Origin of the sequence: Kineococcus xinjiangensis (genome assembly GCF_002934625.1) — a bacterium.
Taxonomy (GTDB): Bacteria; Actinomycetota; Actinomycetes; order Actinomycetales; family Kineococcaceae; genus Kineococcus_A; species Kineococcus_A xinjiangensis.
Genome location: NZ_PTJD01000008.1, coordinates 165,780 through 187,225, shown reverse-complemented (window position 1 = coordinate 187,225; position 21,446 = coordinate 165,780). Strand labels below are relative to the sequence as shown.

Sequence of the window (21,446 nt, the reverse complement as noted above, 5' to 3'; positions counted from 1 at the left end):
CGGTATCCACGACGGTCGCAGCCCGCCCCTCGTGGCGGGACCGGGGATCGTCCGCGGGCCCGCGCGGGCCCCGGCCGTCCCTCACCTCACCCCGTGTCCGTCCGGGACCACCACGTCCTCCTCCAGGAGGCGGGCGGTGAGCCGGGCGGCGGGCTCCGGGTGGCCGAAGTGCCAGCCCTGCGCCTTGTCGCAGCCGAGCTCCGACAGCCGCCGGGCGGTCTCCGCCGTCTCCACCCCCTCGGCGATGACGGTCAGGTCCAGCGTGTGCCCGAGCTGGATGATCGACTCCACGATCGACTCCTCCCGCGCGCCGCCGCGCGCGCCCGCGAGGAAGCTGCGGTCGATCTTCACCGCGTGCACGGGCATGTCCCGCAGGTGCGCGAGGGAGGAGTAGCCGGTGCCGAAGTCGTCGATGGACACGCGCACGCCCAGGTCGGCCAGCCGCTGCAGCTGCTCGACGGCGAGGGCCGGGTGGGCCATCACGGCGCTCTCCGTGACCTCGATCTCCAGCGGTCCCGCCGGCGGGTCGCTGGTGCACCAGTCGTGGGCGAGCCGGAGGAGGTCCGGCTCGTGCAGGGTGCTGGCGGAGAGGTTGACGGCGACGGTGACCTCCAGCCCGGCGCTGCGCCACGCCTGGCTCTGCCGGTGCGCCTCGCCGAGGACGTAGGCGGTGAGGGCGCCCATCAGCCCCGCCTCCTCCGCGACGTCGACGAACGTCTGCGCGGGCACGCTGCCCCGCTCGGGGCTGTGCCAGCGGCACAGCGCCTCCAGGTGGGCGGTGCGGCCGGAGCGCAGGTCGACGATGGGCTGGTAGTGCAGGTCGAGCCGCCCCTCGCCGATGGCCTCGCGCAGCTCGTCCGCCAGTTCCAGCCGGTGCAGCCGGGCGCGGTCGTGCTCGGCGTGGTAGCGGGCCGCGCCGCCGCCGCGCGCCTTCGCGAGGTACATGGCCACGTCGGCGCGCTGGAGCAGGCTCTGCGGGTCCGCCGCGTCGTCCGGTGCCACCGCGATGCCGAGGCTGCACCCGACGCGCAGCAGGCCGGTGGCGACGCGGACGGGTTCGGTGATGGCTGCGAGGACCTTCGCGGCGACGTGCTGGGCGTCCTCGGCGCCGCCGAGGGCGGGGAGCACCACCGCGAACTCGTCGCCCCCGAGGCGGGCGACGGTGTCCTGGGCGCGCAGCAGGCCGGGCGCGGTGAGGCGCGCGGCGACCTCCCGTAGCAGCTCGTCACCGGTGGGGTGCCCGTGGCGGTCGTTGACGTCCTTGAAGCCGTCGAGGTCGAGGACCATCAGCGCGGTGGGGGTGCGGCTGCGCCGGGTCCCGGCGAGGGCCTGCTCCAGCCGGTCGGCCAGCAGCGTGCGGTTGGGCAGGTCCGTCAGCGGGTCGTGCAGCGCGCGGCGGCGCACCTCGTCCTCCGCGGCGCGACGGCCGGTGACGTCCGTGAACGTGACCACCACCGCGGAGACGTCCCCGTGCTTCAGCACCGGCCGGGCGTTGATCTCCACGGGGAAGGAGGTGCCGTCGGAGCGCCAGAACAGCTCCTCGGCGAGGTGGCAGCCGCGTCCCGCCCGCGCCTCGGGGAGGACCGGGCACTCCTCCTCGGGGTGGGGGGTCCCGTCCGCGCGGGTGTGGTGCACCAGGGAGTGCAGCGGGACGCCGAGCACCTCCTCGGGCGGGCGCCCGATCATGGTGGCGGCGGCGGCGTTGAGGAAGGTGCAGCGCCCGGCGAGGTCGAGGCCGAAGATGCCCTCCCCGGTGGACTCCAGCAGCAGCCGGCAGCGCTCCTCGCTCTCCCGCAGGGCGTCCTCGGCCCGGATGCGGTCGGTGACGTCGCGCAGGGTGCCGGACAGCGCGGCCTCGGCGCCCCGCGCCTCCCGCGCCGGGTGCAGCGACGCCTCCGTCCAGCGGGTGGAGCCGGCGCTGTCGACGACGCGCACCCGGGCCTGCGCGGGCGCCCCGGTCCGCAGGGCGCGGGCGGCGGCCCCCTCGAGGACCGCCGCGTCCTCCGGGTGGGCCAGGGTGGCGAGCGGCCGTCCCACCGGCTCGTCCAGGGGCCTGCCGGTGAGGTGCTCCCAGGCGCGGCTGAGGAAGAGCACCCGCCCGTGCGCGTCCGCCTGGACGATCACCTCGTGGACGCTGTCGAGGACGGACTGGTACCGCCGGCGGCTGGCGAGGAGCTCGGCGGTGCGCTCGGCCACCCGCTGCTCCAGCCGGCGGGTGAGGGCGGCGTTCTCCCGCAGCGACAGTCCCTGCCGGGCGAGCAGGAGCCCCACCACGGCCACCCCCAGCCAGACCTGGAGCACGTCGATCCGTGACGACAGGTGCAGCTCGACCATCGAGACGAGCATCGAGAGGGCCACGAGGGACAGCGGGACGACGGCGGGGGCTCGCCAGGCGGCCCGGGGGGAGGTGCGTCCGGCGCTGAGCGCGTCCCCGGCGGGGACGGTTCCGCGGGCGGCCAGCGCCATGAGGCCGAAGGCGAGGACCCAGCCGACGTCGACGAGCGCACCCGAGGAGTACGCGCCGCCGTAGACGAGCCAGCCGAAGGCGGTGTACGTCACCGCCGAGACGGCCATCCCGGCGCCGAGGAACCCGAGTTCGCGCCCGAAGCGGCCGCTGTGCGCCGCGACCGCCGCGATGAGGCTGAGCACCGCGACGTGCGCGAGGGGGTAGGCCACCGCCACGGCCAGCGCCGCGATCCCGGCGCCGGCCTGGGACCGGTAGGCGGGCTCCAGCGCGAGGTCCCACGACAGCAGGAGGAGCGCGGTCACCGTGAGGAGGGCGTCGAGGACCGTCCTCGCGCCGGAGGTGACGGGCATGGAGCCCGCGGCCAGGCAGAGCACGCCCGCGGCGGTGAGGGGGAACTGCGCCAGGAACAGGGCCTCCGCCCACGACGGGAAGGAGACCGTGGCGTCGGTGAGCTGCTGGACTGCCCAGGCGCACTGCCCGGCGGCGAAGGCGAGGCCGGAGGCGGCCAGCAGCAGCCATCCCCACCGCCGTCGTCCCGCCGCCCGACGGGGCCCCTCCCGCCGTGCCCGCTGGACGGCCAGCGCGGCGAAGGTGCCGGCGGCGGCGACCAGCCCGGCGCTGCTGCCCACGACGGCGGCGGCGGAGTCGTCGGGGAGGGCCAGGAGCAGCGCGGCGAAGACGAGCGCCGCGAGGAGGACGAGGAGCAGCCCCCGGCTCGGTGTCGCGTTCCCCGGTGTCTCGCGCATCGCACCTGCCTCTCGCGGCCGTCGCCCGCCGGGCAGCACTGATGACGGGCTCACCCGGGCGCCGGCCACGGGGGAGTCGCACTGTAGTGCCGCTCTGAGTCACGCGCCCTCACGAGGGGTGATCACCCTGGATCGCGCTGTCCGTGCCGAACCGGCCCCGGGCCCACGGGGTTGTGGCGATCCGCGGTCCCGGGGAGGGTGCGGGGGTGCTGATCGTGATGTGCGGGCCGCCCGGTGCCGGCAAGAGCGCCGTCGCCGAGGCCGCGGCCCGGGACCTGCCCGCCGCGGTCCTCTCCGTCGATCCCGTGGAGGCGGCCCTGTGGCGGGCCGGGATCGACCGCGGGCAGCGCACCGGCCTGGCCGCCTACTCCGTGGTCCACGCCCTGGCGGGCGAACTCCTCGCGCTGGGTCAGCCGGTGCTCGTCGACGCCGTCAACGACGCGCCCGAGGCCCGTGACGCGTTCCGCGACCTCGCCGCGCAGCACGCGGCACCGCTGCACTTCGTGGAGGTCCGCTGCCCCGACGAGGAGCTGCACCGCCGGCGCCTGGAGGGGCGCCGCCGCGACCTCCAGGGGTTCCCCGAGCCGTCGTGGGAGTCGGTGCGCCCGCGCCGGGACGCGTTCGCGGACTGGCCGCAGCCCCGGCTCGTGCTGGACTCCCGCCGGCCGCTGCACGAGCTCTCGGCGGAGCTCGTGCAGCGGGTGCGCGCGGCCTGAACCCCGCACTACGCGGCGGCGCGCACCGCCGTCCCGGTCCGTCGCCGCCCTGCCCGGCCGCGGTGGACGCCCTCCAGGATCGCCACGACGGCGACCGCCGAGACGACGTGCATCGCGGCGAGCACGAGGCGGGTCGCGGCGTCCGTGTCACCGGTCAGCGGCCCGGCCACCGTCACCAGCGCCACCACGGCGCCGCCGACCTGCGCCACCCGCAGCAGGACGGGCCACCGGCGCGAGAGCAGCACCGCCAGGACGGTGCCCACCAGCAGCGGCACCACCGTGGCGCCCACGACGTCGGGCACGCCCACGACGTGCGTCCCGGAGCCGTCGGGCAGGGCGAGGGAGGCGCCGGCGGCTCGCGCGAACAGGTACAGCACGAGGTTGACCGCGACGGCGCCGAGGACACCGGCGCCGACGGCCTGCCACCACGCGGGGCGGGAAGGGGGATCCAGGATCTGGTCGTCGCTCATGCGGCAACCCTGGAACCTCAACCGGGATCGAGGTCAAGGGCGCACGGCCGTGGAACCACCGGAGCTGTCACGGTTCGACTACTGGACGCGAGCGGTGCCGCGGGACCAGACTGACGGCCGCCCCAGACGAACGGCCGCCCATCCGCGCTCGAACCCTCCGGGAGAGTCCATGCGCCACCGCGGGACGACACTGCTGGCCCTCGTCGGTCTCACCGCCGGCGCCGTGGCGACCGGGGGGCCGGTGAGCGCAGCGGTCCCCGCACCGGCGAAGGCACCCCTGGCCATCGGGACGGGCGGGGCGGTGGCCACCGTCGACCCCGACGCCACCGCCGTCGGCCTCGACGTCCTCCGCCGCGGCGGCAACGCGGCCGACGCCGCCGTGGCGGCAGCCGCCGCGCTCGGGGTCACCGAGCCGTACTCCGCGGGCGTCGGCGGCGGGGGGTTCTTCCTCTACTACGACGCCGAGACCCGGACCGTCTCCACCATCGACGGCCGCGAGACCGCACCGCAGGCCATGCGCGCCGACACCTTCCTCGACGAGCAGGGTGACGCACTGCCCTTCGACGCCGTCGTGCGCAGCGGCCTGTCCGTGGGGACCCCCGGCACCCCCCGCACCTGGCAGCGCGCCCTCGACGAGTTCGGCACCATGAGCCTGCGCCAGGTCCTGCGCGGCGGGATCCGCCTGGCGGACAAGGGTTTCGTCGTCGACGAGACCTTCCGCCAGCAGACCGCGGAGAACGAGGAGAAGTTCCGCACGTTCGCGGAGACGACCGAGCTGTTCCTGCCCGGCGGGGAACTGCCCGAGGTCGGCTCGGTGTTCCGCAACCCCGACCTGGCCTCGACCTACCGGCTGCTCGCCCGCCGGGGCGTCGACGCCTTCTACACCGGACCCCTCGCCCGTGACGTCGTGGCCGCCGCGCAGGATCCGCAGGAGTCCCCCGGGGCGGCGGAGGTGTTCGGCGGGCTGCTCACCGATGCGGACCTCGCCGGTTACACCGCGCCCACGCGGGAGGCGACGCGCGTGGACTACCGCGGCCTGGAGGTGTACGGAATGGCCCCGCCCTCCAGCGGCGGTTCCACGGTCGGCGAGGCCCTCAACATCCTGGAGCAGTTCCGCCTCAGCTCCATGTCCGACGCCCACGCACTGCACCACTACCTCGAGGCCGGCGCGCTCGCGTTCGCGGACCGCAACGCCTACGTCGGCGACCCCGCCTACACGCAGGTTCCGCTGCGGCAACTGCTGTCGGAGGAGTTCGCCCGCGAGCGCTCCTGCCTCATCGACCCGGCCCGGGCGGCGGCCAAGCCCGTGCCGGCGGGGGTTCCGGACGGCACCTACGAGCCGTGCCCGGCGGCGGCCGGCGCCACGGTCGCCGAGGCCGAGGAGGGCCTGTCGACGACCCACCTCACCGTCGCCGACGCGGAGGGCAACATCGCCAGCTACACCCTCACCATCGAGGCCACCGGCGGCAGCGGCATCACCGTGCCCGGCCGCGGCTTCATCCTGAACAACGAGCTCACCGACTTCACGTTCAAGCAGGTCGACCTCACCCGCCCCGAGCCGAACCTGCCCGCGCCCGGCAAGCGCCCGCGCAGCAGCATGGCCCCCACCATCGTCCTCGACGACGGCGAGCCGCGGCTGGCGATGGGCTCCCCCGGCGGCAGCACGATCATCACGACGGTCCTGCAGACGCTGGTGAACCGGGTGGACCGCAACATGAACCTCGCCGAGGCCATCGCGGCCCCGCGGGCGACGCCGCGCAACGGCGCGCGGGTCAACGCCGAGCCCGCCTTCCTCGAGGCGCACGGCGAGGCGCTCACCGCGCTCGGGCACGAGTTCAACCCCACCCCGGAGATCGGCGCCGCGACCGGCATCGAGTTCCTCCCCGGCGGGCTCGTCCTCGCGGCGGCGGAACCCGAGCGCCGCGGCGGCGGCAGCGCCGGCGTGGTGCACGACGTGCTGGGCCCGCGCCGCGACGGGCTGGACCTGGCGCCGCAGCTGGCGGACTGACGAGGGCGTCCACGCCGGCGGCCGGCCCCTCGGCGGGCGGGCTCCCCGGCGCGGGACACGCGGGTGGCCGACACGCGCCCAGTGCCGCGGGATGCGCGGCGGCCGGTGGCATGCTCGACAGGTGACGCCTCGCAGCGCTGCGCAGGCGTGGACGACGAGTCGGTGACCTTGCGGGTCGCCACCGGCCGGACCTGGTGGCGGCTCGCTGACGCGGTGGACGTGCGACCGCGCCCCGTTCGACGGCGAGCGGTGCGCACGGCACGTCCGCGACAGCTCTCGAGACGTTGCAGACGAGAAGGAGTTCCGGTGAGCAGAGTGGCCTCTCCCGGCCTCGCCACGTTCGAATCCCTGGCGCTGGACGTGCTGCACGGTGGCGGCGCCTGGACCGCGCAGCAGATCGCCCGGTACCTGTCCGTCTCCGAGGAGGCGATGCACACCGCCCTGGCGCGGCTCACCTTCCAGGGCCTCGCCCAGCCCGTGGGCGTCGACGCCTACACCGCCACCGCCGTGGAGGCCCGGGGTGCCCGCGGGGCGGTGCGCGCGGCGCTCGACGAGGAGTTCGGCGACATCACCGAGGCGGAGGTGGGTTCGTTCCTGGAGGCGCTGCGGGCGCGGGGCTTCCATATCGCGGAAGGGGCCGCGTAACCGGCGGGCACCCGAGGCGGCGCCGCACGGTGGGCCAGGATGGCGGGGTGCGCGCGGAACGGCTGGTGGCCCTGCTGTTCCTCCTGCAGCGGCGGCGCGCCGCCACCGTCGGGGAACTCGCCCGGGAGCTGGGCGTCTCGGAGCGCACGATGCACCGCGACGTCGCCGCCCTGCGGGACGCCGGGGTGCCGCTGTGGACGGAACCGGGCCGGCACGGCGGGGTGCGCCTCGTCGACGGGTGGCGTTCGCACCTGGACGGGCTCACCTCCCGCGAGGCCGTCGCGCTGCTCGCGATGGGGGTCCCGCGGGCGCTGGCCGACCTGGGCCTGGGCACCGCGGTGTCCGCCGCGCACGCCAAGGTCGCCGCGACGCTGCCGGCGGAACTGCGCGAGCAGGCGCAGCGGGTGGCCCAGCGCTTCCACCTCGACGCGCCCGGGTGGTTCCGCCGCGAGGAGGAGGTGCAGGGCCTCGGCCCGCTGGCCCGCGCGGTGTGGGGGCAGCGGCGGGTCCGGGTGACCTACCGGCGCGGCGACGGGGAGGTGGAACGCGACCTCGACCCCCTGGGCCTCGTCCTGAAGGCGGGCGTCTGGTACCTCGTGGCCCGCCCCGCGGACGGCGCCGGCGGCGCGCGCACCTACCGCGTCGCGCGGGTGAGCGCCGTGGCGGAGCTCGACGAGGGTTTCGAGCGCCCGGCCGGGTTCGACCTGGCGTCCTGGTGGCAGCGTTCCTCGGCGGAGTTCGAGCGTTCCCTGCAGCGGGTCGCGGTGCGGGTCCGGCTCAGCCCGCGCGGGGTGCGGGCGCTGCCGTCGGTGCTCGACGCGGAGGCCGTCGCCGGCGCCCTGGCCGCCGCCGGTCCGCCCGGCGGTGACGGCTGGACGGAGCTGGAGCTGCGGCTGGAGGACCCGGTGGTCGCCGCGGGGCAGCTCCTGGGGCTCGGCCCCGAGGTGGAGGTCGTGGCGCCACCCGCCGCACGGGCCGCGTTCGCGGACGCCGCGCGGCGGATGGTGGAGCGTCACCGGTAGCCGGTGGTGTCCGCCGGCTTCCCCGTGGCGGCGACCTCGACCATGTAGCGCCAGCCGTCGGGCCGGCTGCCGTCGACGTCGTCGATGCCGTAGATCCGCGCGAGCCCGCCGCTGTCCAGCGTCCGGCCGGAGAACCGGGCCCGCTCCGGATCGGCGGCCAGCGCGGCGACGGCGCGGCCGACGAACGCCGGGGACTCCGAGATCGCGAAGTGCGGTTCCTTCGCCACGGCGTCGCGCCAGTTCTCCTCGGTCACGCCGAACGTGTCGAGCATCGCCTCCGACCGCAACCATCCCGGGGTCAGGGCGACCGCCGTGCAGCCGTGCGCACGCAGCTCGGCGGCCTCCGCGATCGCGAGGGAGTGGGCGGCGGTCTTGGCGACGTAGAACGCCAGCGAGGTGCCCTCCCGGAACGTGGCGTTGTACTCGGCGGTGCCGTCGGTGAGTTCCACGACGAGCCCTCCGGGGCGGCGGACCAGCAGCGGCAGGAGGTGGTGGGCGGTGACGACGTGGGCGTCGATGCCGAGGCGGATCATCCGCAGGCTCGCCTCGAGGGAGTGCTCCCACACGGGCCGGCCCCACTGCAGGTGGTGGTCGCCGCCCCAGATCCCGTCGACGAGGACGTCGATGCGGCCGTGCTCGGCGTCGACGCGCTTCGCGAACCCCTCGACCTGCGCGGGGTCGAGGTGGTCGACCTGCACGGCGATCGCGCTGCCCCCGGCCGCGGTGACCAGGTCGGCGGTCCCCTCGATCGTCTCGGGCCGGTCCACCTCCGAGCGGTGGCCGCGGGAGGAGCGGCCGGTGACGTAGACCGTGGCCCCGGCCCGGCCCAGCTCGACCGCGATGGCCCGGCTCGCCCCGCGGGTGCCGCCGGCCACCACCGCCACGGCACCGGCCAGGGGTGTGCTCGTGTGCTGCGAGGAAGTGCTCATGCCGTCCACGCTGCCCCCGAACCCTGCCAGGGTGCGGCAGGGTTCGGGGGCGGGTTCACCGATCGGCCGACGAGGAGCTCGACGTCACCCGGGAGGCGCCGGTCCTGCGCCACAGCGGTTGCAGCGCAGCCAGTTCCGCGTCGGTGGCGGTGCGGAAGGGCGCTGCGGCGGGTGCGGACAGGGCCTGTCGTCCCTGTCCGCGGGTGGCGCGCAGGCTGGCGACGACGGCGGCGGTGAGGATGGTGACGATGACCGCCAGCGAGATCGTGGTGGGCACGTGGACCACGTCGACCTGCAGCAGCATCTTCACCCCCACCCACATCAGCACCAGCGCGAGGCCGACCTTCAGGTACACGAAGCGGTGGATGAGGTCGGCCAGCAGGAAGTACATCGCCCGCAGACCCAGGATCGCGAAGGCGTTGGCGGTGAACACCAGGAACGGCTCGCTGGTCACCGCGAAGATCGCCGGGATGGAGTCCACCGCGAAGACCACGTCGGTGACCTCCACCAGCACCAGCACCGCCAGCAGCGGCGTGGCCAGCAGGACCCCGCCCCTGCGGACGAGGAAGCGCTGCCCGTGGTACGCGTCGGTCATCGGCACCCAGCGGCGGAACAACCGCAGCGCGCGGGAGGACTCCGGGTCCAGGTGCTCCTCGCGCTGACGCAGCATCCGGTAACCGGTGTAGAGCAGGAACGCGGCGAAGACGTAGAGCACCCAGCTGAAACTGGCGATCAGGGCGGCACCGGCGGCGATGAAGGCCCCCCGCAGCACCAGAGCACCCAGCACACCGAAGAACAGGACCCGGTGCTGCAGCTCCCGCGGCACCGCGAAGAAGGTGAAGATGATCGCCCAGACGAAGACGTTGTCCACGGACAGCGACTTCTCGATCAGGTAGCCGGCGTAGTACTGCTGGCCGAACTCCGCGCCGTACAGGGCCCAGACCAGCGCCCCGAACGAGACACCGCACACCACCCACAGCGCCGACCACGCCGCCGCCTCACGCACCCCGATGACATGAGCACGACGGTGCGCGAACAGGTCCACCGCCAGCATCGCCAGGATCACACCCAGCACCGCGAGCCAACCCCACAACGGGACGTCCACGACAACCCACCTCCGGTCAGGCCGAACCGACCGGAGGTCTCTCCCAGCCCCAGAAGGGCCCGCCTCACCGGGCCCCGCACGGGAGGCCGTACTGACGATGAGGCGCGACGGGGATACTCCCCTCCACCAACACCTCCAGTGGAACACGGCATCCCGCGGAACGCAAGGGGCGTTGCGGCAACCCCCGGTGCGGGCGACTGCGCGCCCGGCCCCCCGCGCGCCTCAGCCGGGGAGCTGGTCCGGCAGGTGGGCGACGAGACCGGCGTAGGTGAAACCGCCCCCGAAGCCGAACAGCAGGGCGGGCGCACCGGCCGGGAGCTCCCCGCGGTGCCACGCCTTCGAGAGGCCGAGGGGGACGCTGGCCGCGGAGGTGTTGCCGGACTCGGTGACGTCGGTGATGACGACGGCGTTCTCGGCGCCGAGGGCGCGGGCCAGCGGCTCGACGATGCGCAGGTTGGCCTGGTGGAAGGCGAGGACCCCGAGGTCCGCGGCGGTCATCCCGGCGGCCTTGAGGACGTGCTCGGCGTGCGTGGCGGCCTCGGTGATGGCCCAGCGGTAGACGCTGCGACCCTCCTGCGCGAAGCGCGAGGGCGTGCCCTCCACCCGCACCGCCTCCAGCAGGTGGGGCACCGAGCCCCACACGACGGAGCTGAGGAGCGCCGGCTCCGACGGGCCGATGAGCAGCGCCCCGGCACCGTCGCCGGTGAGCACGCAGGTCGAGCGGTCCGACCAGTCGGTGACGGCGGTCATCTTCTCGGAGCCGATGACGAGGACGTGGTCGGCGGTGCCGGCGCGCACGGCCTGGTCGGCGATGCCGAGGGCGTACTCGAACCCCGAGCAGGCGGTGTTGACGTCGAGGACGGCGGGGCCGGCCAGCCCGAGCTCGGCGGCGACGCGGCCGGCGGAGTTGGGGCTGCGGTCCTCGTCGGTCATGGTGGCGAGGACGACCATGGAGACGCGCTGCGGGTCGGTGCCCGCCTCCGCCAGCGCCATGCGCGCCGCGGCGGCACCCATGGAGGCCACCGTGTCGCCGTCGCCGGCGACGTGGCGGGTGCTGATGCCGGTGCGGGTGCGGATCCACTCGTCGCTGGTGTCGACGCGGGCGCTGAGATCCTCGTTCGTCAGGACCTGCGGGGGCTGGTGGTGGCCCAACCCGAGCACCTGGCTGCCGCGCTCACCGAAGCCCCTCATGTTCGGACGGTACCAGCGGGTGAACGGACCGGCGCGCGCGTGGCGGGGCGGCTCAGCCGGCCGGCTCCTCCGGGGGCGGCACGGCCGCGCACCAGGTCTCGGTGCGCAGGATCGCGCGCTGGGTGGGCTGCGCCTCCTGGTAGCGGGCGCGGCCGGCGTCGGTGATGTGGATCCACACCGCGCGGCGGTCGGCCTCGCAGGCGGCGCGCCGCACCAGGCCGTCGCGCTCGAGCCGGCCGACCAAGCGCGACAGGGCGCTCTGGCTGAGGTGGGCGCGCTCGCCGAGTTCCGTCATGCGCAGCTTGCCGGGGCCGGCGGGGCCGTGGAGCTGCTGCAGCACCTCGAACTCGCTGGAGGACAACCCGTGTGCGGCCTCGAGTTCGCGGTCGAGACGGCAGGTGAGGCGGGCGTAGCGGCCCATGAGGTCGTGCCAGGACTGGGCGAGCGACTCGTCGGACACGTCGGGCACGCCCGCAGTCTACGCCGCACCCCCGCTCGCATGCGTGAGCAATTAATGCTTGTGCATTTGATGCACGTGCATAAGACTCCCGGCCATGACCTCCGACACCGCACCGGACGGGCAGACCCGTCCCGTCCGCGTCACCACCGCCGGCGACTGGCCCGCACGCACCTGGCTCCTGCTCGTGGTCCTCTGCGGAGCGCTCTTCCTCGACGGCCTCGACATCTCGATGGTCGGCGTCGCGCTGCCCTCGCTCGGCGCCGACCTCGACATGTCCCCCGCCGCGCTGCAGTGGATCGTCAGCGGGTACGTGCTCGGTTACGGCGGCCTGCTCCTGCTCGGTGGCCGGGCGGCGGACCTGCTCGGGCGCCGCCCCGTCTTCCTCACCGCCGTCACCGTCTTCGGCCTCGCCTCCGTGGCCAGCGCCTTCCTCACCGACGACGTGGCCCTCATCGCGCTGCGCTTCGCCAAGGGCGTCGCCGCCGCCTTCACCGTCCCCGCCGGGCTGTCGATCATCACCACCACGTTCACCGAGGGCCCCGCCCGCAACCGCGCGCTCAGCATCTACACCGTCTGCGGCGCGAGCGGGTTCTCCTTCGGCCTGGTCGCCGGCGGCCTCCTCACCGAACTGGGCTGGCGCGCCACGTTCCTCGTCCCCGGCCCCGTCGCGCTGCTGCTCGTCCTCGCCGGGCTGTCCGTCGTCCCCCGCTCCCCGCGGCGGCGCGTCTCGCTGCGGCAGCTCGACCTCCTCGGGGCCACCACCGTGACCGCCGCCCTGCTGCTGCTCGTGCACGCCGTCGTGGAGGCGCCCGAGCGCGGCTGGTCCTCCCCCGCCACGTGGGGGGCGCTGCTGGCCGCCGCGGCCCTCGGCGCGCTGTTCGTCCGCGTCGAGCTCCGGCACCCGCAGCCGCTCGTCCGGCTCGGCATCCTGCGCTCGCGGCACCTGGTGCACGCCAACGTCAGCGGCGCGGTGATGTTCGGCGGCTACGTCGCCTTCCAGTTCGTCGCCACCCTGTACCTGCAGAACTCCCTGGGCTGGTCGCCGCTGGCGATGGCGCTCGGGTTCCTGCCCGCCGGGCTCCTCGTCGTCGCCAGCGCCACCAGGATCGACCGGGTGCTCGCCCGCTTCGGCACCCTGCCGCTCATCACGGCCGGGATGGCGGCCTTCACCCTCGGCTACGCCCTGTTCCTGCGGGTGCAGCCCGGGGCGGGCTACGCCTCGTTCCTCCTGCCCACGATGCTCCTGCTGGGCGTGGGGTTCGCCCTCACCTTCCCCGCGGTCAACGCCCAGGCGACCGCCGGCGTCGCCGACTCCGAGCAGGGCCTGGCCTCGGGGCTGGTGAACACCAGCATCCAGGTCGGCGGCGCCGTCACCCTCGCCGCGATCAGCGCCATCACCAGCACCGCGGTCGCGCCCGTCCCCGGCGCCCTGCTGCCCGGGATGGTGCCCGCCGTCGCCGTCGTCGTCGCCCTCAGCGCGCTCGGCACCGCCCTCGGCGTCGCGATGCTGCTGCAGACCCGGCGCGCGGTCGCCGCACCCGCCGCGCCCGAACCCGCCCCGGAACCCGTCGGAGGCTGACCCGCGGCGCGCCGGGCCGGTCGGGCCGACCGAGCCACCGCCGGTGATCCCCGCCCTCTCGACGGATGCGACACGGGACCGTCGCATCCGTCGAGAGGGCGGGGATCACCCCTGGCCGGGGCGGCACTTGACGGCCCGGCAGGACGGACCTACGGTTCCCGCAACTCTTCCGGAAGTCTTCCGGAACTGGCAACGGAGCCCTCAGGAGCCGGAATGCGCACCCCCCTCAGCCGCCACGCCGCCCGCGCCCTCGTCGGACTGGCCGCCGCCCCCCTCCTCCTCGCCGCGGCGATGCCCGCCGGCGCGGCACCCACCCCCGCCCACCCCGGCGCCGACGCCCGCCCGCCCGGGCAGGCCAAGAAGGACACCCTCCGCTGGGTCGCGCCGAAGGACCTCGTCATCGGCACCGCCGTCGCCGGCGGCGGCCACCACCTCGCCCAGCCCTACCCCGACCCCTTCACCTCCGACCAGGAGTACCGGCGCGTCCTCGCCGCGGAGTTCAGCTCCCTCTCCCCCGAGAACCAGATGAAGTGGGAGTTCCTCCGGCCCGAGCGCGACGTGTGGAACTTCGGCCCCGCCGACGCCGTCGTCGAGTTCGCCGAGCGCAACAAGCAGGACGTCCGCGGCCACACCCTGCTGTGGCACAGCCAGAACCCCGAGTGGCTGGAGCAGGGCGACTTCACCGCCGAGGAGCTGCGCGCCATCCTCAAGGAGCACATCACCACCGTCGTCGGCCGCTACGCGGGACGGATCGACCAGTGGGACGTCGCCAACGAGATCTTCAACGGCGACGGCACGCTGCGCACCACGGACAACATCTGGATCCGCGAACTCGGCCCCGGCATCATCGCCGACGCCTTCCGCTGGGCCCACGAGGCCGACCCGAAGGCGAAGCTCTTCGTCAACGACTACGGCGTGGAGGGCCTCAACGCCAAGAGCGACGCCTACTACGCCCTCGTCCAGGACCTCCTCGCCCAGGGCGTGCCCGTCCACGGCTTCTCCGTCCAGGGGCACCTCAGCACCCGCTACGGCTTCCCCGGCGACCTGCAGGCCAACCTGCAGCGCTTCGACGACCTCGGCCTCGAGACCGCCGTCACCGAGATCGACGTCCGCATGGACGTGCCGCAGGGCCAGCAGCCCACCGCGGCCCAGGAGCAGCGCCAGGCCAGCGACTACCGCCGCGCCCTCGAGGCCTGCCTCGCCGTCGAGGACTGCAACTCCTTCACCGTCTGGGGGTTCACCGACGAGTACTCCTGGGTCCCCGTCTTCTTCTCCGGCGAGGGCCACGCCACGATCATGACCGCAGACCTCGAGCGCAAGCCCGCCTACCACGCGCTGCGCGACACCCTCGCCGCCGCGAGCGGCCGCACGGTCCGGGGCTGAGCAGGAGGCCCTGCAACGGGGCGGGTGGGCGCGGTCGCGGCGCCCACCCGCCCCCTAGGCTGACGGCATGTCCGACGTCCGCGGGCGCAGCGTCACGATCACCGAGATCGCTCGCGCCGCCGGGGTCTCCGTGCCCACCGTCTCCCGCGTCGTCAACGGCCGCGGCGACGTCGCAGCCGCCACCCGCGAGCGCGTCGAGGCGCTGCTGCGCGAGCACGGCTACCGCCCGCCGCCCCGGGCCCGCAGCACCCGCGCGGGACTGCTCGACCTCGTCTTCAACGACCTGGACTCCCCGTGGGCCGTGGAGATCCTGCGCGGCGTGGAGGACGTGGCGCACGCCGCCGGCGCCGGGACGGTCGTCTCCGCCGTCCACCGCACCTCGGACTCGGCGCGGCAGTGGCTGTCCAACCTCCAGGCCCGCGGCGGCGACGGCGTCATCCTCGTCACCTCCGACCTCGACCCGCCCCTCACCGAGGAACTGCGCCAGCTCGCCGTGCCGGTGGTGGTCGTCGACCCGGCGGGCGTCCCGCCCTACGACGTGCCGACCGTGGGCGCGACGAACTGGGCGGGCGGTCTCGCGGCCACGGAGCACCTCGTGGAGCTCGGGCACCGGCGCATCGCCCTCGTCGGCGGCCCGCGCGGCCTGCTGTGCAGCCGCGCCCGCCTGGACGGCTACCGGGCGGGGCTGGAGTCGGCCGGGCTCGAACTCGACCCCGACCTCGTGCGGGAGGGCGACTTCTACCAGGAGTCCGGCTACCGCCTCGGGGCCGAGCTGCTGGCGCTGCCGCAGCCGCCCACGGCCGTCTTCGCCGCCAGCGACCAGATGGCCCTCGGGGTGTACGAGGCCGTCCGCCGCAGCGGGCTGCGCGTGCCCGACGACGTCAGCATCGTCGGCTTCGACGACCTGGCGCTGGCGGCCTGGGCGTCCCCGCCGCTGACGACCGTGCGGCAGCCGCTGGCGGAGATGGGAGCGCTGGCCGCCCGCACCGTGCTGGCGATGGCCGCCGGCGAGACCGCGGACAACCCCCGGGTGGAACTGGCCACGAGCCTGGTCGTCCGGGAGAGCACGGCACCCCCGCGCGCGTGATCCGCAGCTCCTCGACGGGAACGACGGTGCGGCGTCGCACCCGTCGACGGAGCGGGGATCACCGAGGCGGGATCAGTCCTGCTGGTCGTCGGCCGCGAGACCGGCCGCACCCGCCTCGGCGTCGGCGGCGGTGATCGGCTCGCCCCCCTCCGGCGTGACGCGCTCGACGGCGGCGGCGGCGGTGGCCTGCGAGAAGTCCGGGACGGAGGTCATGCGCCCAGCGTTCCAGCGCCCGGGACCGGCTGCCAGTGGAGCTGTCCGAGGTGGGGAGGAGGCTCGGGCCATGACCAGTGCGCAGAGCGGAACCGCTGTCCCCTTCGTCCTCGTCCCGGGGTTCTGGCTCGGCGGCTGGGCGTGGGACCGCGTCGCCCCGCACCTCGAAGCCGCCGGGCATCCCGTCGCGCGCGTCGACCTGCCCGGCCTGGGCTCCGCCGGCGAGGACCGCTCCCGCATCGGGCTGGAGGACCACGTCGAGGCCGTCGTCGAGGCCCTGCGCTCCACCGGCGGAGGCGTCCTCGTCGGCCACAGCGGCGCCGGGCGCCCGGTGTACGGGGCCACCGACCGGGTCCCGGAGCTCGTGCACCGGGCGGTGTACGTCGACAGCGGCCCCATGCCCGACGGCAGCGCCTTCGACGCCGACGTGCCCGCGGAGCTGACCGAGATCCCCCTGCCGTCGTGGGCGGAGCTGGCCGAGAGCGGCGCCGCCACCGACGGCCTCACCGACGCCGACCTGGCGGAGTTCCGAGCCCGCGCGCTGCCGCAGCCCGCGGGTGTGGCCCGCGACGTCCTGCACCTGCGCGATCCCCGCCGCAGGCAGGTCCCCGTGACCGTGGTGTGCTCCGTCTTCCCCGCGGAGGAGGTCGAGGAGCTCGTCGCGTCGGGGCACCCGTACTTCACCGAGCTGCGCGGCCTCGACGCCACCTACGTGGACCTGCCCACGGGGCACTGGCCGATGCTGTCGCGGCCGGAGGACCTCGCCCGGATCCTGCTGGCGGCGGCCCGGTAGGAGGCCGACCCGCGGGCGGGCAGGGGCGGGTCAGTACGGGGGCAGGTCCGGGGAGCGCCACTCGACCAGCAGCATCGTCGCGTCGTCCCGCAGTTCCGACCCCGCCCAGTCCAGGGCCGCGAGGTTGATGCGGCGCAGCACCTCCGGCAGCGGCAGGCCCGTCCGCACCTCCTGCTCCACGAGGTCGACGAAGCGCTCCTCGCCGAACTCGTCGCCGTGGCGGCGCGCCTCGACGACCCCGTCGGTGTAGAGCAGCACCATGTCCCCCGGCTGCAGGTCCCAGACGGTGGCGTCCGGTTCCGTCCCGCCGAGGCCGATGGGGAGCGTCGCGGGGCCGGAGAGCCGGTCCACCACCCGCGAGCCGCGCACCAGCAGCGGCGCGGGGTGCCCGGCGTTGACGAGGCGCAGGCAGCCGGTGGCCAGGTCCAGGTCGGCGAGCTGCGCCGTGACGAACCGCTCCGCTCCGAACTCCCGGGAGAACTCGGCGTCGATGAGGGAGTACATCTTCTCCACGGGCACCCCCGCCCGCCGGGCGTGGCGGTAGGCGCCGACCGCCACGGCCGACATCACGCTCGCGCTCAGCCCGTGGCCCATCGCGTCGAAGATGGCGAGGTGGGCGGTGCCGTGGTTGATGGCGTAGTCGAAGGCGTCCCCGCCCACCTCGTAGCTCGGCTCGACGACCCCGGTGAGGGCCACGCGCGGATCGACCACGGTCAGCGGCGGCAGCAGGTGCCACTGCATCTCCGCGGGCAGGGTCATGGCGCGGTTGCGGCGCGCGCGGAAGTAGACGTCCGTGTGCCCGCCCTTGCTGATCAGGAGGACGGTGACGACGTCCGTGAAGCGCCGGGCCAGCTCACGGGTGTCCTCGTCGACCTCCGGGAAGCCCAGCTCCACGACTCCGAGCCGGTCGGCGCCGTCGATCATCGGCGTCCACAGCCGGCCGTCGCCGGGGGTCAGCGCCTCGACCTGCTCGGTGTGCGCGAAGGCCCGGCCGGCGGGCGTGCCGTCGACGGGCACCGGGCGGACGGCGTCCGGCGCCTCCCCGGAGACGGTCAGCGGCATCAGCGCGCGCTGCTCGTAGTCGTTGAGGTAGATGCGCACGGACGTGGCGCCGATGCGGTGGGAGTACCGCTCCACCCACGTGGCCAGCAGCCACGGCGGCAGGGTGTGGGCACGGTTCAGCATCTCCAGCACGACCGCGTGCGGGTCCTCGGGCCGGCTGTCGCCCACCGTCCGCCCCCTTCTCCGGCTTTCGCCCCCAGCATCCACCCCGGGGCGGCCTCACGCCCCCCGGGGAGTGCGGGCCCTCAGTGTCACTCCTGCCGCCAGGACATCACCAGGTCCGGCTCGCCGTCCGGGTTGGCCTCTCCGTTGCCCGCAGCCGTCACCACGAAACCGGCCGCGGCGTAGAAGCGCTGCGCGCGCACGTTGCGCTGGTACAGGTGGATCTGCAGCGCCCCGGCGCTGTGCTCCTTGGCGACGTCCAGCAGCGCGCGGCCCACCCCGTGCTCCTGGGCCTCCGGGACGACGTAGTGCTGCACCAGCCAGTCGTCCTCCACGGCGGCCACCCCCACGATGCGCTCGTCCACCAGGGCGATCCACGTGCAGCGACCGGGGATGAGGTCCTCCCCCACCCACCGGCGCACCTCCACCGGGGTGTGGACCACCGCCAGGGCGGACTCCTCGCGGGAGCGCAGCAGCACCTGGGTCACCGCGTCGGCGTCGGAGGGGGCGGCCCGCCGCAGGTTGACGATCACGGGCCGTCGACCTCCTCGGCGCCGGCCTGCCGCAGCTCCGCCCCGTACGCCTCCAGGGCGGGGCCGTAGGGGCCGGCGTGGCGGGCGAGTGCGAGCAGCGCCCGCACGAGGCCCTCGCGGTCGCGGCCGAGGTCGGCCAGGCAGAGCGCGGCGATGCCCTCGGAGGCGGCGGCGAACCCGTCGTCCCCGGCGTCGTCGGCGGCCCCGGGGTCCAGCACCTCGGGACCCGGCCCCTCGGAGCCCAGCACGTCGAGGGCGTCGGCGGGGCGGCCGACGGCGCGCAGCGACGCGGCGAGCTGGACGAGGGCCTGCGCGCGCAGCTCCCCCGCCAGGCCGGCGTCGAGCGCGGCCCGGTACAGCGGCGCCGCCTCCGCGTCGCGCCCGGCGAAGTCGTGGGCGCCGGCCCGCTCGAAGAGCGCGAGGGGGTCGCCGGCGGGACGCTCGGCGGCGAGCTCCTCCACCGCCGCGAGCACCTCCTCCTCGTGCAGCTCCTCGGCGCGCTCCCACAGGGCGGCCACCCGCTCCTCCCACGTCGCGGGCTCCGCCCGGTCCGGCTCCCCGGCCAGCACCGTTCCTGCACTCTGCTGCGGCGTCTCGTCGCTCACAGTCACAGGGTCGCAGGTCACGCGCCGGGAGGCTCGGGGGGCGGCGCATCCTCGTCCTGCGCGTCGGTGCCACCGCCGGGGACGTCGGCGGGGACGTCGGCGGGCATGAGCACGGTGCTCAGCAGCCGGCGGCGGCGCCCGGGGGCCGGGGCCAGGGCCAGGCGGCGGAGCACGACCTCGCGCAGCTCCGCCGCGAGGTCTCCCAGCTCCTCGTCCGACAGGTGCAGCGCCGCCTGCCGGTAGCCGACGAGGTCGCGGCCCGGGTCGGGGTCCGCGCCCGCGAGGTAGCGGTCGTAGTCGGCGAGCAGGCTCGCGGTGAACGCGAGGAAGCCCTGCCGGTGCTCCTCCACGCTCATGCCGGCGAGGTCCGCGGCCTCCAGCGAGGCGGCGCCGGTGCGCAGGCGGTAGGTCCGCTCGACGGTCCCCCGCACGCGGCGCTGCGCGCAGACCTCGAGCACGCCGGCGTCGGCGAGGAGCGCCACCTGCCGGTAGAGCGTCGCCGCGGCCGCCTCGGGAAGCTCGGCGCGCAGGTCGGCCGTGGTGAGGGTCCGGTCGCCGAGGAAGGCCTGGACGATGCGCAGCCGCAGCGGGTGCAGCAGCAGTTCGGCGAGCTTCACGGTCGGACCACCCTAACTGTTCTCACAGTTGACATCATTCTCCCATTCGAGAACCATCGCAACCGTGACGACGCCCGCCGCCCCGCCGGCACCGACGCCCCCGAGGAGCCCCGTGCCCGAGACGACCCTGACCTTCCCCTCCGGGGCGCTGACCCTGAGCGGCACCCTCACCGTCCCGCCCGGCCCCGGGCCGCACCCCGCCGCGCTGCTCATCCCCGGCTCCGGACCCCTCGACCGCGACTCCGACCACCGGCGGGCCAGGCTCGGCGTCACCCGCGAACTGGCCGCCGCCCTCTCCACCGCCGGCATCGCCACCCTGCGCTACGACAAGCGCGGCGTCGGGGCCAGCGACGGCGACTGGCGGGCCGCGGGCTTCTCCGACAACGCCGCCGACGCCCGCGCCGCCCTCGACGCCCTGCGCGCCGCCCCCGGCGTGGACCCGGACCGCGTCCTGCTCGTCGGGCACAGCGAGGGCGCCCTGCTCGCCACCATCCTCGCCGGCGACGGCGCCCCCACCTGCGGCGCCGCCCTCCTCAGCAGCACCGCCACCCGCGGCGAGGACGTGCTGATCTGGCAGGCGCAGCAGCTCGGCCCCACCCTGCCCGCACCCGTGCGGCTCCTGCTGCGCCTCCTGCGCACCGACCTGACCGCGAAGATCCGCAAGAACCACGCCCGCGTCAAGGCCACCACCACCGACGTCGCCCGCATCGGCGGCGTCCGCTTCAACGCCCGGTGGCACCGGGAGTTCATGGCGTACGACCCCTCCGCCGACCTCGCCCGCATCCGGGTGCCCGTCCTGGCCGTCACCGGGGAGAAGGACCTCCAGGTCGACGCCGCGGACCTCGACCGGATCGCCGCGCTCGTCCCCGCGCCCGTCGAGGCCCACCGGGTGCCCGACGTCACCCACGTGCTGCGCCCGCAGCCGGGCCCGGCCTCCCTCAGCGCCTACCGCAAGGAGGTCCGCGGCCCGCTCGACCCGCGCGTCGTGCGGCTCGTCGTGGACTGGGCGCAGCGGCGGACCCGGGGAGCGGGCGCCGTCGGGGGCTGAGCCGGGAGCCGCCGCGGATCACCCGGTCGGGCGATCCAGGACCGGGGCTCAAGTGCCGAGGGGAACGTGCCGATGAGCAGCGCGAGACCCCCTCGGCACCCGGGAGCACCCATGAGCACCGACGTCCTGGCCCCCAGCACCCCGGCCTCCAGCAGCCCCGCGCTCCGGCCGGCAGGCGCTCCCCCGGCCGTGGTGCGCCGGCGCCCGGCGCTCGTCGAGGAGCAGGACCGCCGCGTCCTCGCCACCCTCACCCCCGGCGACCGGGAGTTCCTCCGCGCCACCACCGGTGCGCCCGTCGCGGAGGGCCGGCCCCTGCCGCCGCTGGCCTTCCACGTCGCCCGCGACCGCCGCAGCCGCGCCCTGGCGCCCGGCCAGCCGCTGAGCCTGGGCTACCTGCACCACCTGGTGGAGGTGTGGGGCCTCGCCCTCACCGCCGGGGAGTTCGGCAACGCCCTGCGCTACGTCCGCTGGCGCGAGGTGCAGATCGCGCAGCAGGCCCCGGTCCGGCCCGCCCAGTCCGCACCCCGCCCGGCCGAGGCCGGCCGGCCGGCGGCTCGGATCGCGCTCCCCGCCTGACGGCGGCCGCTCCGCGCCGCAGGAACCCG

General features: G+C 75.5%; 21 protein-coding genes. 10 read left to right on the top strand and 11 right to left on the bottom strand.

Annotated features, from left to right (window positions below; genetic code table 11):
* Positions 1 to 81: 81 nt before the first annotated feature.
* Positions 82 to 3,213, bottom strand: coding sequence for a bifunctional diguanylate cyclase/phosphodiesterase (locus CLV92_RS12765; RefSeq protein WP_104433194.1), 3,132 nt, complete (start codon positions 3,211 to 3,213; stop codon positions 82 to 84).
* Between the two features lie 206 nt (positions 3,214 to 3,419).
* Here CLV92_RS12765 and CLV92_RS12760 point away from each other — a divergent pair, with 206 nt between their 5' ends.
* On the top strand, positions 3,420 to 3,929 hold the full coding sequence (locus CLV92_RS12760; RefSeq protein WP_104433251.1) for a P-loop nucleotide/nucleoside kinase family protein: 510 nt from the start codon (positions 3,420 to 3,422) through the stop codon (positions 3,927 to 3,929).
* 8 nt (positions 3,930 to 3,937) lie between these two features.
* Here the strand turns inward: CLV92_RS12760 and CLV92_RS12755 are convergent, their stop codons facing one another.
* Complete coding sequence (locus CLV92_RS12755; protein ID WP_104433193.1) at positions 3,938 to 4,399, bottom strand: DUF6069 family protein; 462 nt, start codon at positions 4,397 to 4,399, stop codon at positions 3,938 to 3,940.
* A gap of 169 nt (positions 4,400 to 4,568) precedes the next feature.
* Here CLV92_RS12755 and ggt point away from each other — a divergent pair, with 169 nt between their 5' ends.
* From ggt to CLV92_RS12740, 3 genes are all read left to right on the top strand, one after another.
* Entirely contained in the window at positions 4,569 to 6,407 is a 1,839-nt protein-coding gene (ggt, locus tag CLV92_RS12750) for a gamma-glutamyltransferase (RefSeq protein WP_104433192.1), read from the top strand.
* A 306-nt stretch (positions 6,408 to 6,713) separates the two neighbouring features.
* Positions 6,714 to 7,052 (top strand): hypothetical protein, encoded by a 339-nt coding sequence (locus CLV92_RS12745; RefSeq protein ID WP_146099515.1) that lies wholly within the window; start codon positions 6,714 to 6,716, stop codon positions 7,050 to 7,052.
* A 47-nt stretch (positions 7,053 to 7,099) separates the two neighbouring features.
* Entirely contained in the window at positions 7,100 to 8,074 is a 975-nt protein-coding gene (locus CLV92_RS12740) for a helix-turn-helix transcriptional regulator (RefSeq protein ID WP_104433190.1), read from the top strand.
* On the opposite strand, the gene CLV92_RS12735 is transcribed toward CLV92_RS12740, so the two are convergent.
* From CLV92_RS12735 to CLV92_RS12720, 4 genes are all read right to left on the bottom strand, one after another.
* Positions 8,065 to 9,003: an SDR family oxidoreductase gene (locus CLV92_RS12735; RefSeq protein WP_104433189.1), complete on the bottom strand. Its 939-nt coding sequence runs from the start codon at positions 9,001 to 9,003 to the stop codon at positions 8,065 to 8,067. The genes CLV92_RS12740 and CLV92_RS12735 overlap by 10 nt on opposite strands.
* 55 nt (positions 9,004 to 9,058) lie before the next feature.
* Complete coding sequence (locus tag CLV92_RS12730) at positions 9,059 to 10,108, bottom strand: TerC family protein (protein ID WP_104433188.1); 1,050 nt, start codon at positions 10,106 to 10,108, stop codon at positions 9,059 to 9,061.
* Between the two features lie 222 nt (positions 10,109 to 10,330).
* Positions 10,331 to 11,299, bottom strand: a complete 969-nt coding sequence (locus CLV92_RS12725; RefSeq protein WP_104433187.1) for a beta-ketoacyl-ACP synthase 3 — start codon at positions 11,297 to 11,299, stop codon at positions 10,331 to 10,333.
* Positions 11,300 to 11,351: 52 nt separating this feature from the next.
* Positions 11,352 to 11,768, bottom strand: a complete 417-nt coding sequence (locus CLV92_RS12720; RefSeq protein ID WP_211291096.1) for a MarR family winged helix-turn-helix transcriptional regulator — start codon at positions 11,766 to 11,768, stop codon at positions 11,352 to 11,354.
* Positions 11,769 to 11,853: 85 nt separating this feature from the next.
* Between CLV92_RS12720 and CLV92_RS12715 the strand changes: the two genes are divergently transcribed.
* The 3 genes from CLV92_RS12715 to CLV92_RS12705 all read left to right on the top strand — a co-directional run bounded on the left by CLV92_RS12715 (position 11,854) and on the right by CLV92_RS12705 (position 15,808).
* Positions 11,854 to 13,338 (top strand): MFS transporter, encoded by a 1,485-nt coding sequence (locus CLV92_RS12715; RefSeq protein WP_104433186.1) that lies wholly within the window; start codon positions 11,854 to 11,856, stop codon positions 13,336 to 13,338.
* Positions 13,339 to 13,551: 213 nt separating this feature from the next.
* Positions 13,552 to 14,721 (top strand): endo-1,4-beta-xylanase, encoded by a 1,170-nt coding sequence (locus CLV92_RS12710; RefSeq protein WP_104433185.1) that lies wholly within the window; start codon positions 13,552 to 13,554, stop codon positions 14,719 to 14,721.
* 67 nt (positions 14,722 to 14,788) lie between these two features.
* Positions 14,789 to 15,808, top strand: coding sequence for a LacI family DNA-binding transcriptional regulator (locus tag CLV92_RS12705; protein WP_104433184.1), 1,020 nt, complete (start codon positions 14,789 to 14,791; stop codon positions 15,806 to 15,808).
* A 72-nt stretch (positions 15,809 to 15,880) separates the two neighbouring features.
* Here the strand turns inward: CLV92_RS12705 and CLV92_RS21465 are convergent, their stop codons facing one another.
* Positions 15,881 to 16,021: a hypothetical protein gene (locus tag CLV92_RS21465; RefSeq protein ID WP_158257232.1), complete on the bottom strand. Its 141-nt coding sequence runs from the start codon at positions 16,019 to 16,021 to the stop codon at positions 15,881 to 15,883.
* Positions 16,022 to 16,091: 70 nt separating this feature from the next.
* Here CLV92_RS21465 and CLV92_RS12700 point away from each other — a divergent pair, with 70 nt between their 5' ends.
* A complete protein-coding gene (locus CLV92_RS12700) occupies positions 16,092 to 16,814 on the top strand; it encodes an alpha/beta fold hydrolase (protein WP_104433183.1) in 723 nt (240 codons plus the stop codon).
* Positions 16,815 to 16,844: 30 nt separating this feature from the next.
* On the opposite strand, the gene CLV92_RS12695 is transcribed toward CLV92_RS12700, so the two are convergent.
* From CLV92_RS12695 to CLV92_RS12680, 4 genes are all read right to left on the bottom strand, one after another.
* Complete coding sequence (locus CLV92_RS12695) at positions 16,845 to 18,044, bottom strand: PP2C family protein-serine/threonine phosphatase (protein ID WP_104433182.1); 1,200 nt, start codon at positions 18,042 to 18,044, stop codon at positions 16,845 to 16,847.
* Positions 18,045 to 18,127: 83 nt separating this feature from the next.
* A complete protein-coding gene (locus tag CLV92_RS12690; RefSeq protein ID WP_104433181.1) occupies positions 18,128 to 18,571 on the bottom strand; it encodes a GNAT family N-acetyltransferase in 444 nt (147 codons plus the stop codon).
* Positions 18,568 to 19,176, bottom strand: a complete 609-nt coding sequence (locus CLV92_RS12685) for a tetratricopeptide repeat protein (protein ID WP_211291095.1) — start codon at positions 19,174 to 19,176, stop codon at positions 18,568 to 18,570. The genes CLV92_RS12690 and CLV92_RS12685 overlap by 4 nt, the downstream gene beginning before the upstream one ends.
* A gap of 17 nt (positions 19,177 to 19,193) precedes the next feature.
* Positions 19,194 to 19,793, bottom strand: a complete 600-nt coding sequence (locus CLV92_RS12680; RefSeq protein ID WP_104433180.1) for a helix-turn-helix domain-containing protein — start codon at positions 19,791 to 19,793, stop codon at positions 19,194 to 19,196.
* Positions 19,794 to 19,905: 112 nt separating this feature from the next.
* Here CLV92_RS12680 and CLV92_RS12675 point away from each other — a divergent pair, with 112 nt between their 5' ends.
* Together CLV92_RS12675 and CLV92_RS12670 are read left to right on the top strand one after the other, a co-directional pair.
* Complete coding sequence (locus CLV92_RS12675; protein WP_104433179.1) at positions 19,906 to 20,841, top strand: alpha/beta hydrolase; 936 nt, start codon at positions 19,906 to 19,908, stop codon at positions 20,839 to 20,841.
* Between the two features lie 111 nt (positions 20,842 to 20,952).
* Positions 20,953 to 21,417: a hypothetical protein gene (locus tag CLV92_RS12670; protein WP_104433178.1), complete on the top strand. Its 465-nt coding sequence runs from the start codon at positions 20,953 to 20,955 to the stop codon at positions 21,415 to 21,417.
* Positions 21,418 to 21,446 lie beyond the last annotated feature (29 nt).

Coding starts and splice junctions, on each gene's coding strand:
- CLV92_RS12670 (WP_104433178.1), top strand. CDS start 20,953: ATGAGCACCGACGTCCTGGCCCCCAGCACCCCGGCCTCCAGCAGCCCC.
- CLV92_RS12700 (WP_104433183.1), top strand. CDS start 16,092: ATGACCAGTGCGCAGAGCGGAACCGCTGTCCCCTTCGTCCTCGTCCCG.
- CLV92_RS21465 (WP_158257232.1), bottom strand. CDS start 16,021: ATGACCTCCGTCCCGGACTTCTCGCAGGCCACCGCCGCCGCCGCCGTC.
- CLV92_RS12710 (WP_104433185.1), top strand. CDS start 13,552: ATGCGCACCCCCCTCAGCCGCCACGCCGCCCGCGCCCTCGTCGGACTG.
- CLV92_RS12735 (WP_104433189.1), bottom strand. CDS start 9,003: ATGAGCACTTCCTCGCAGCACACGAGCACACCCCTGGCCGGTGCCGTG.
- CLV92_RS12755 (WP_104433193.1), bottom strand. CDS start 4,399: ATGAGCGACGACCAGATCCTGGATCCCCCTTCCCGCCCCGCGTGGTGG.
- CLV92_RS12765 (WP_104433194.1), bottom strand. CDS start 3,213: ATGCGCGAGACACCGGGGAACGCGACACCGAGCCGGGGGCTGCTCCTC.
- ggt (WP_104433192.1), top strand. CDS start 4,569: ATGCGCCACCGCGGGACGACACTGCTGGCCCTCGTCGGTCTCACCGCC.
- CLV92_RS12725 (WP_104433187.1), bottom strand. CDS start 11,299: ATGAGGGGCTTCGGTGAGCGCGGCAGCCAGGTGCTCGGGTTGGGCCAC.
- CLV92_RS12715 (WP_104433186.1), top strand. CDS start 11,854: ATGACCTCCGACACCGCACCGGACGGGCAGACCCGTCCCGTCCGCGTC.
- CLV92_RS12705 (WP_104433184.1), top strand. CDS start 14,789: ATGTCCGACGTCCGCGGGCGCAGCGTCACGATCACCGAGATCGCTCGC.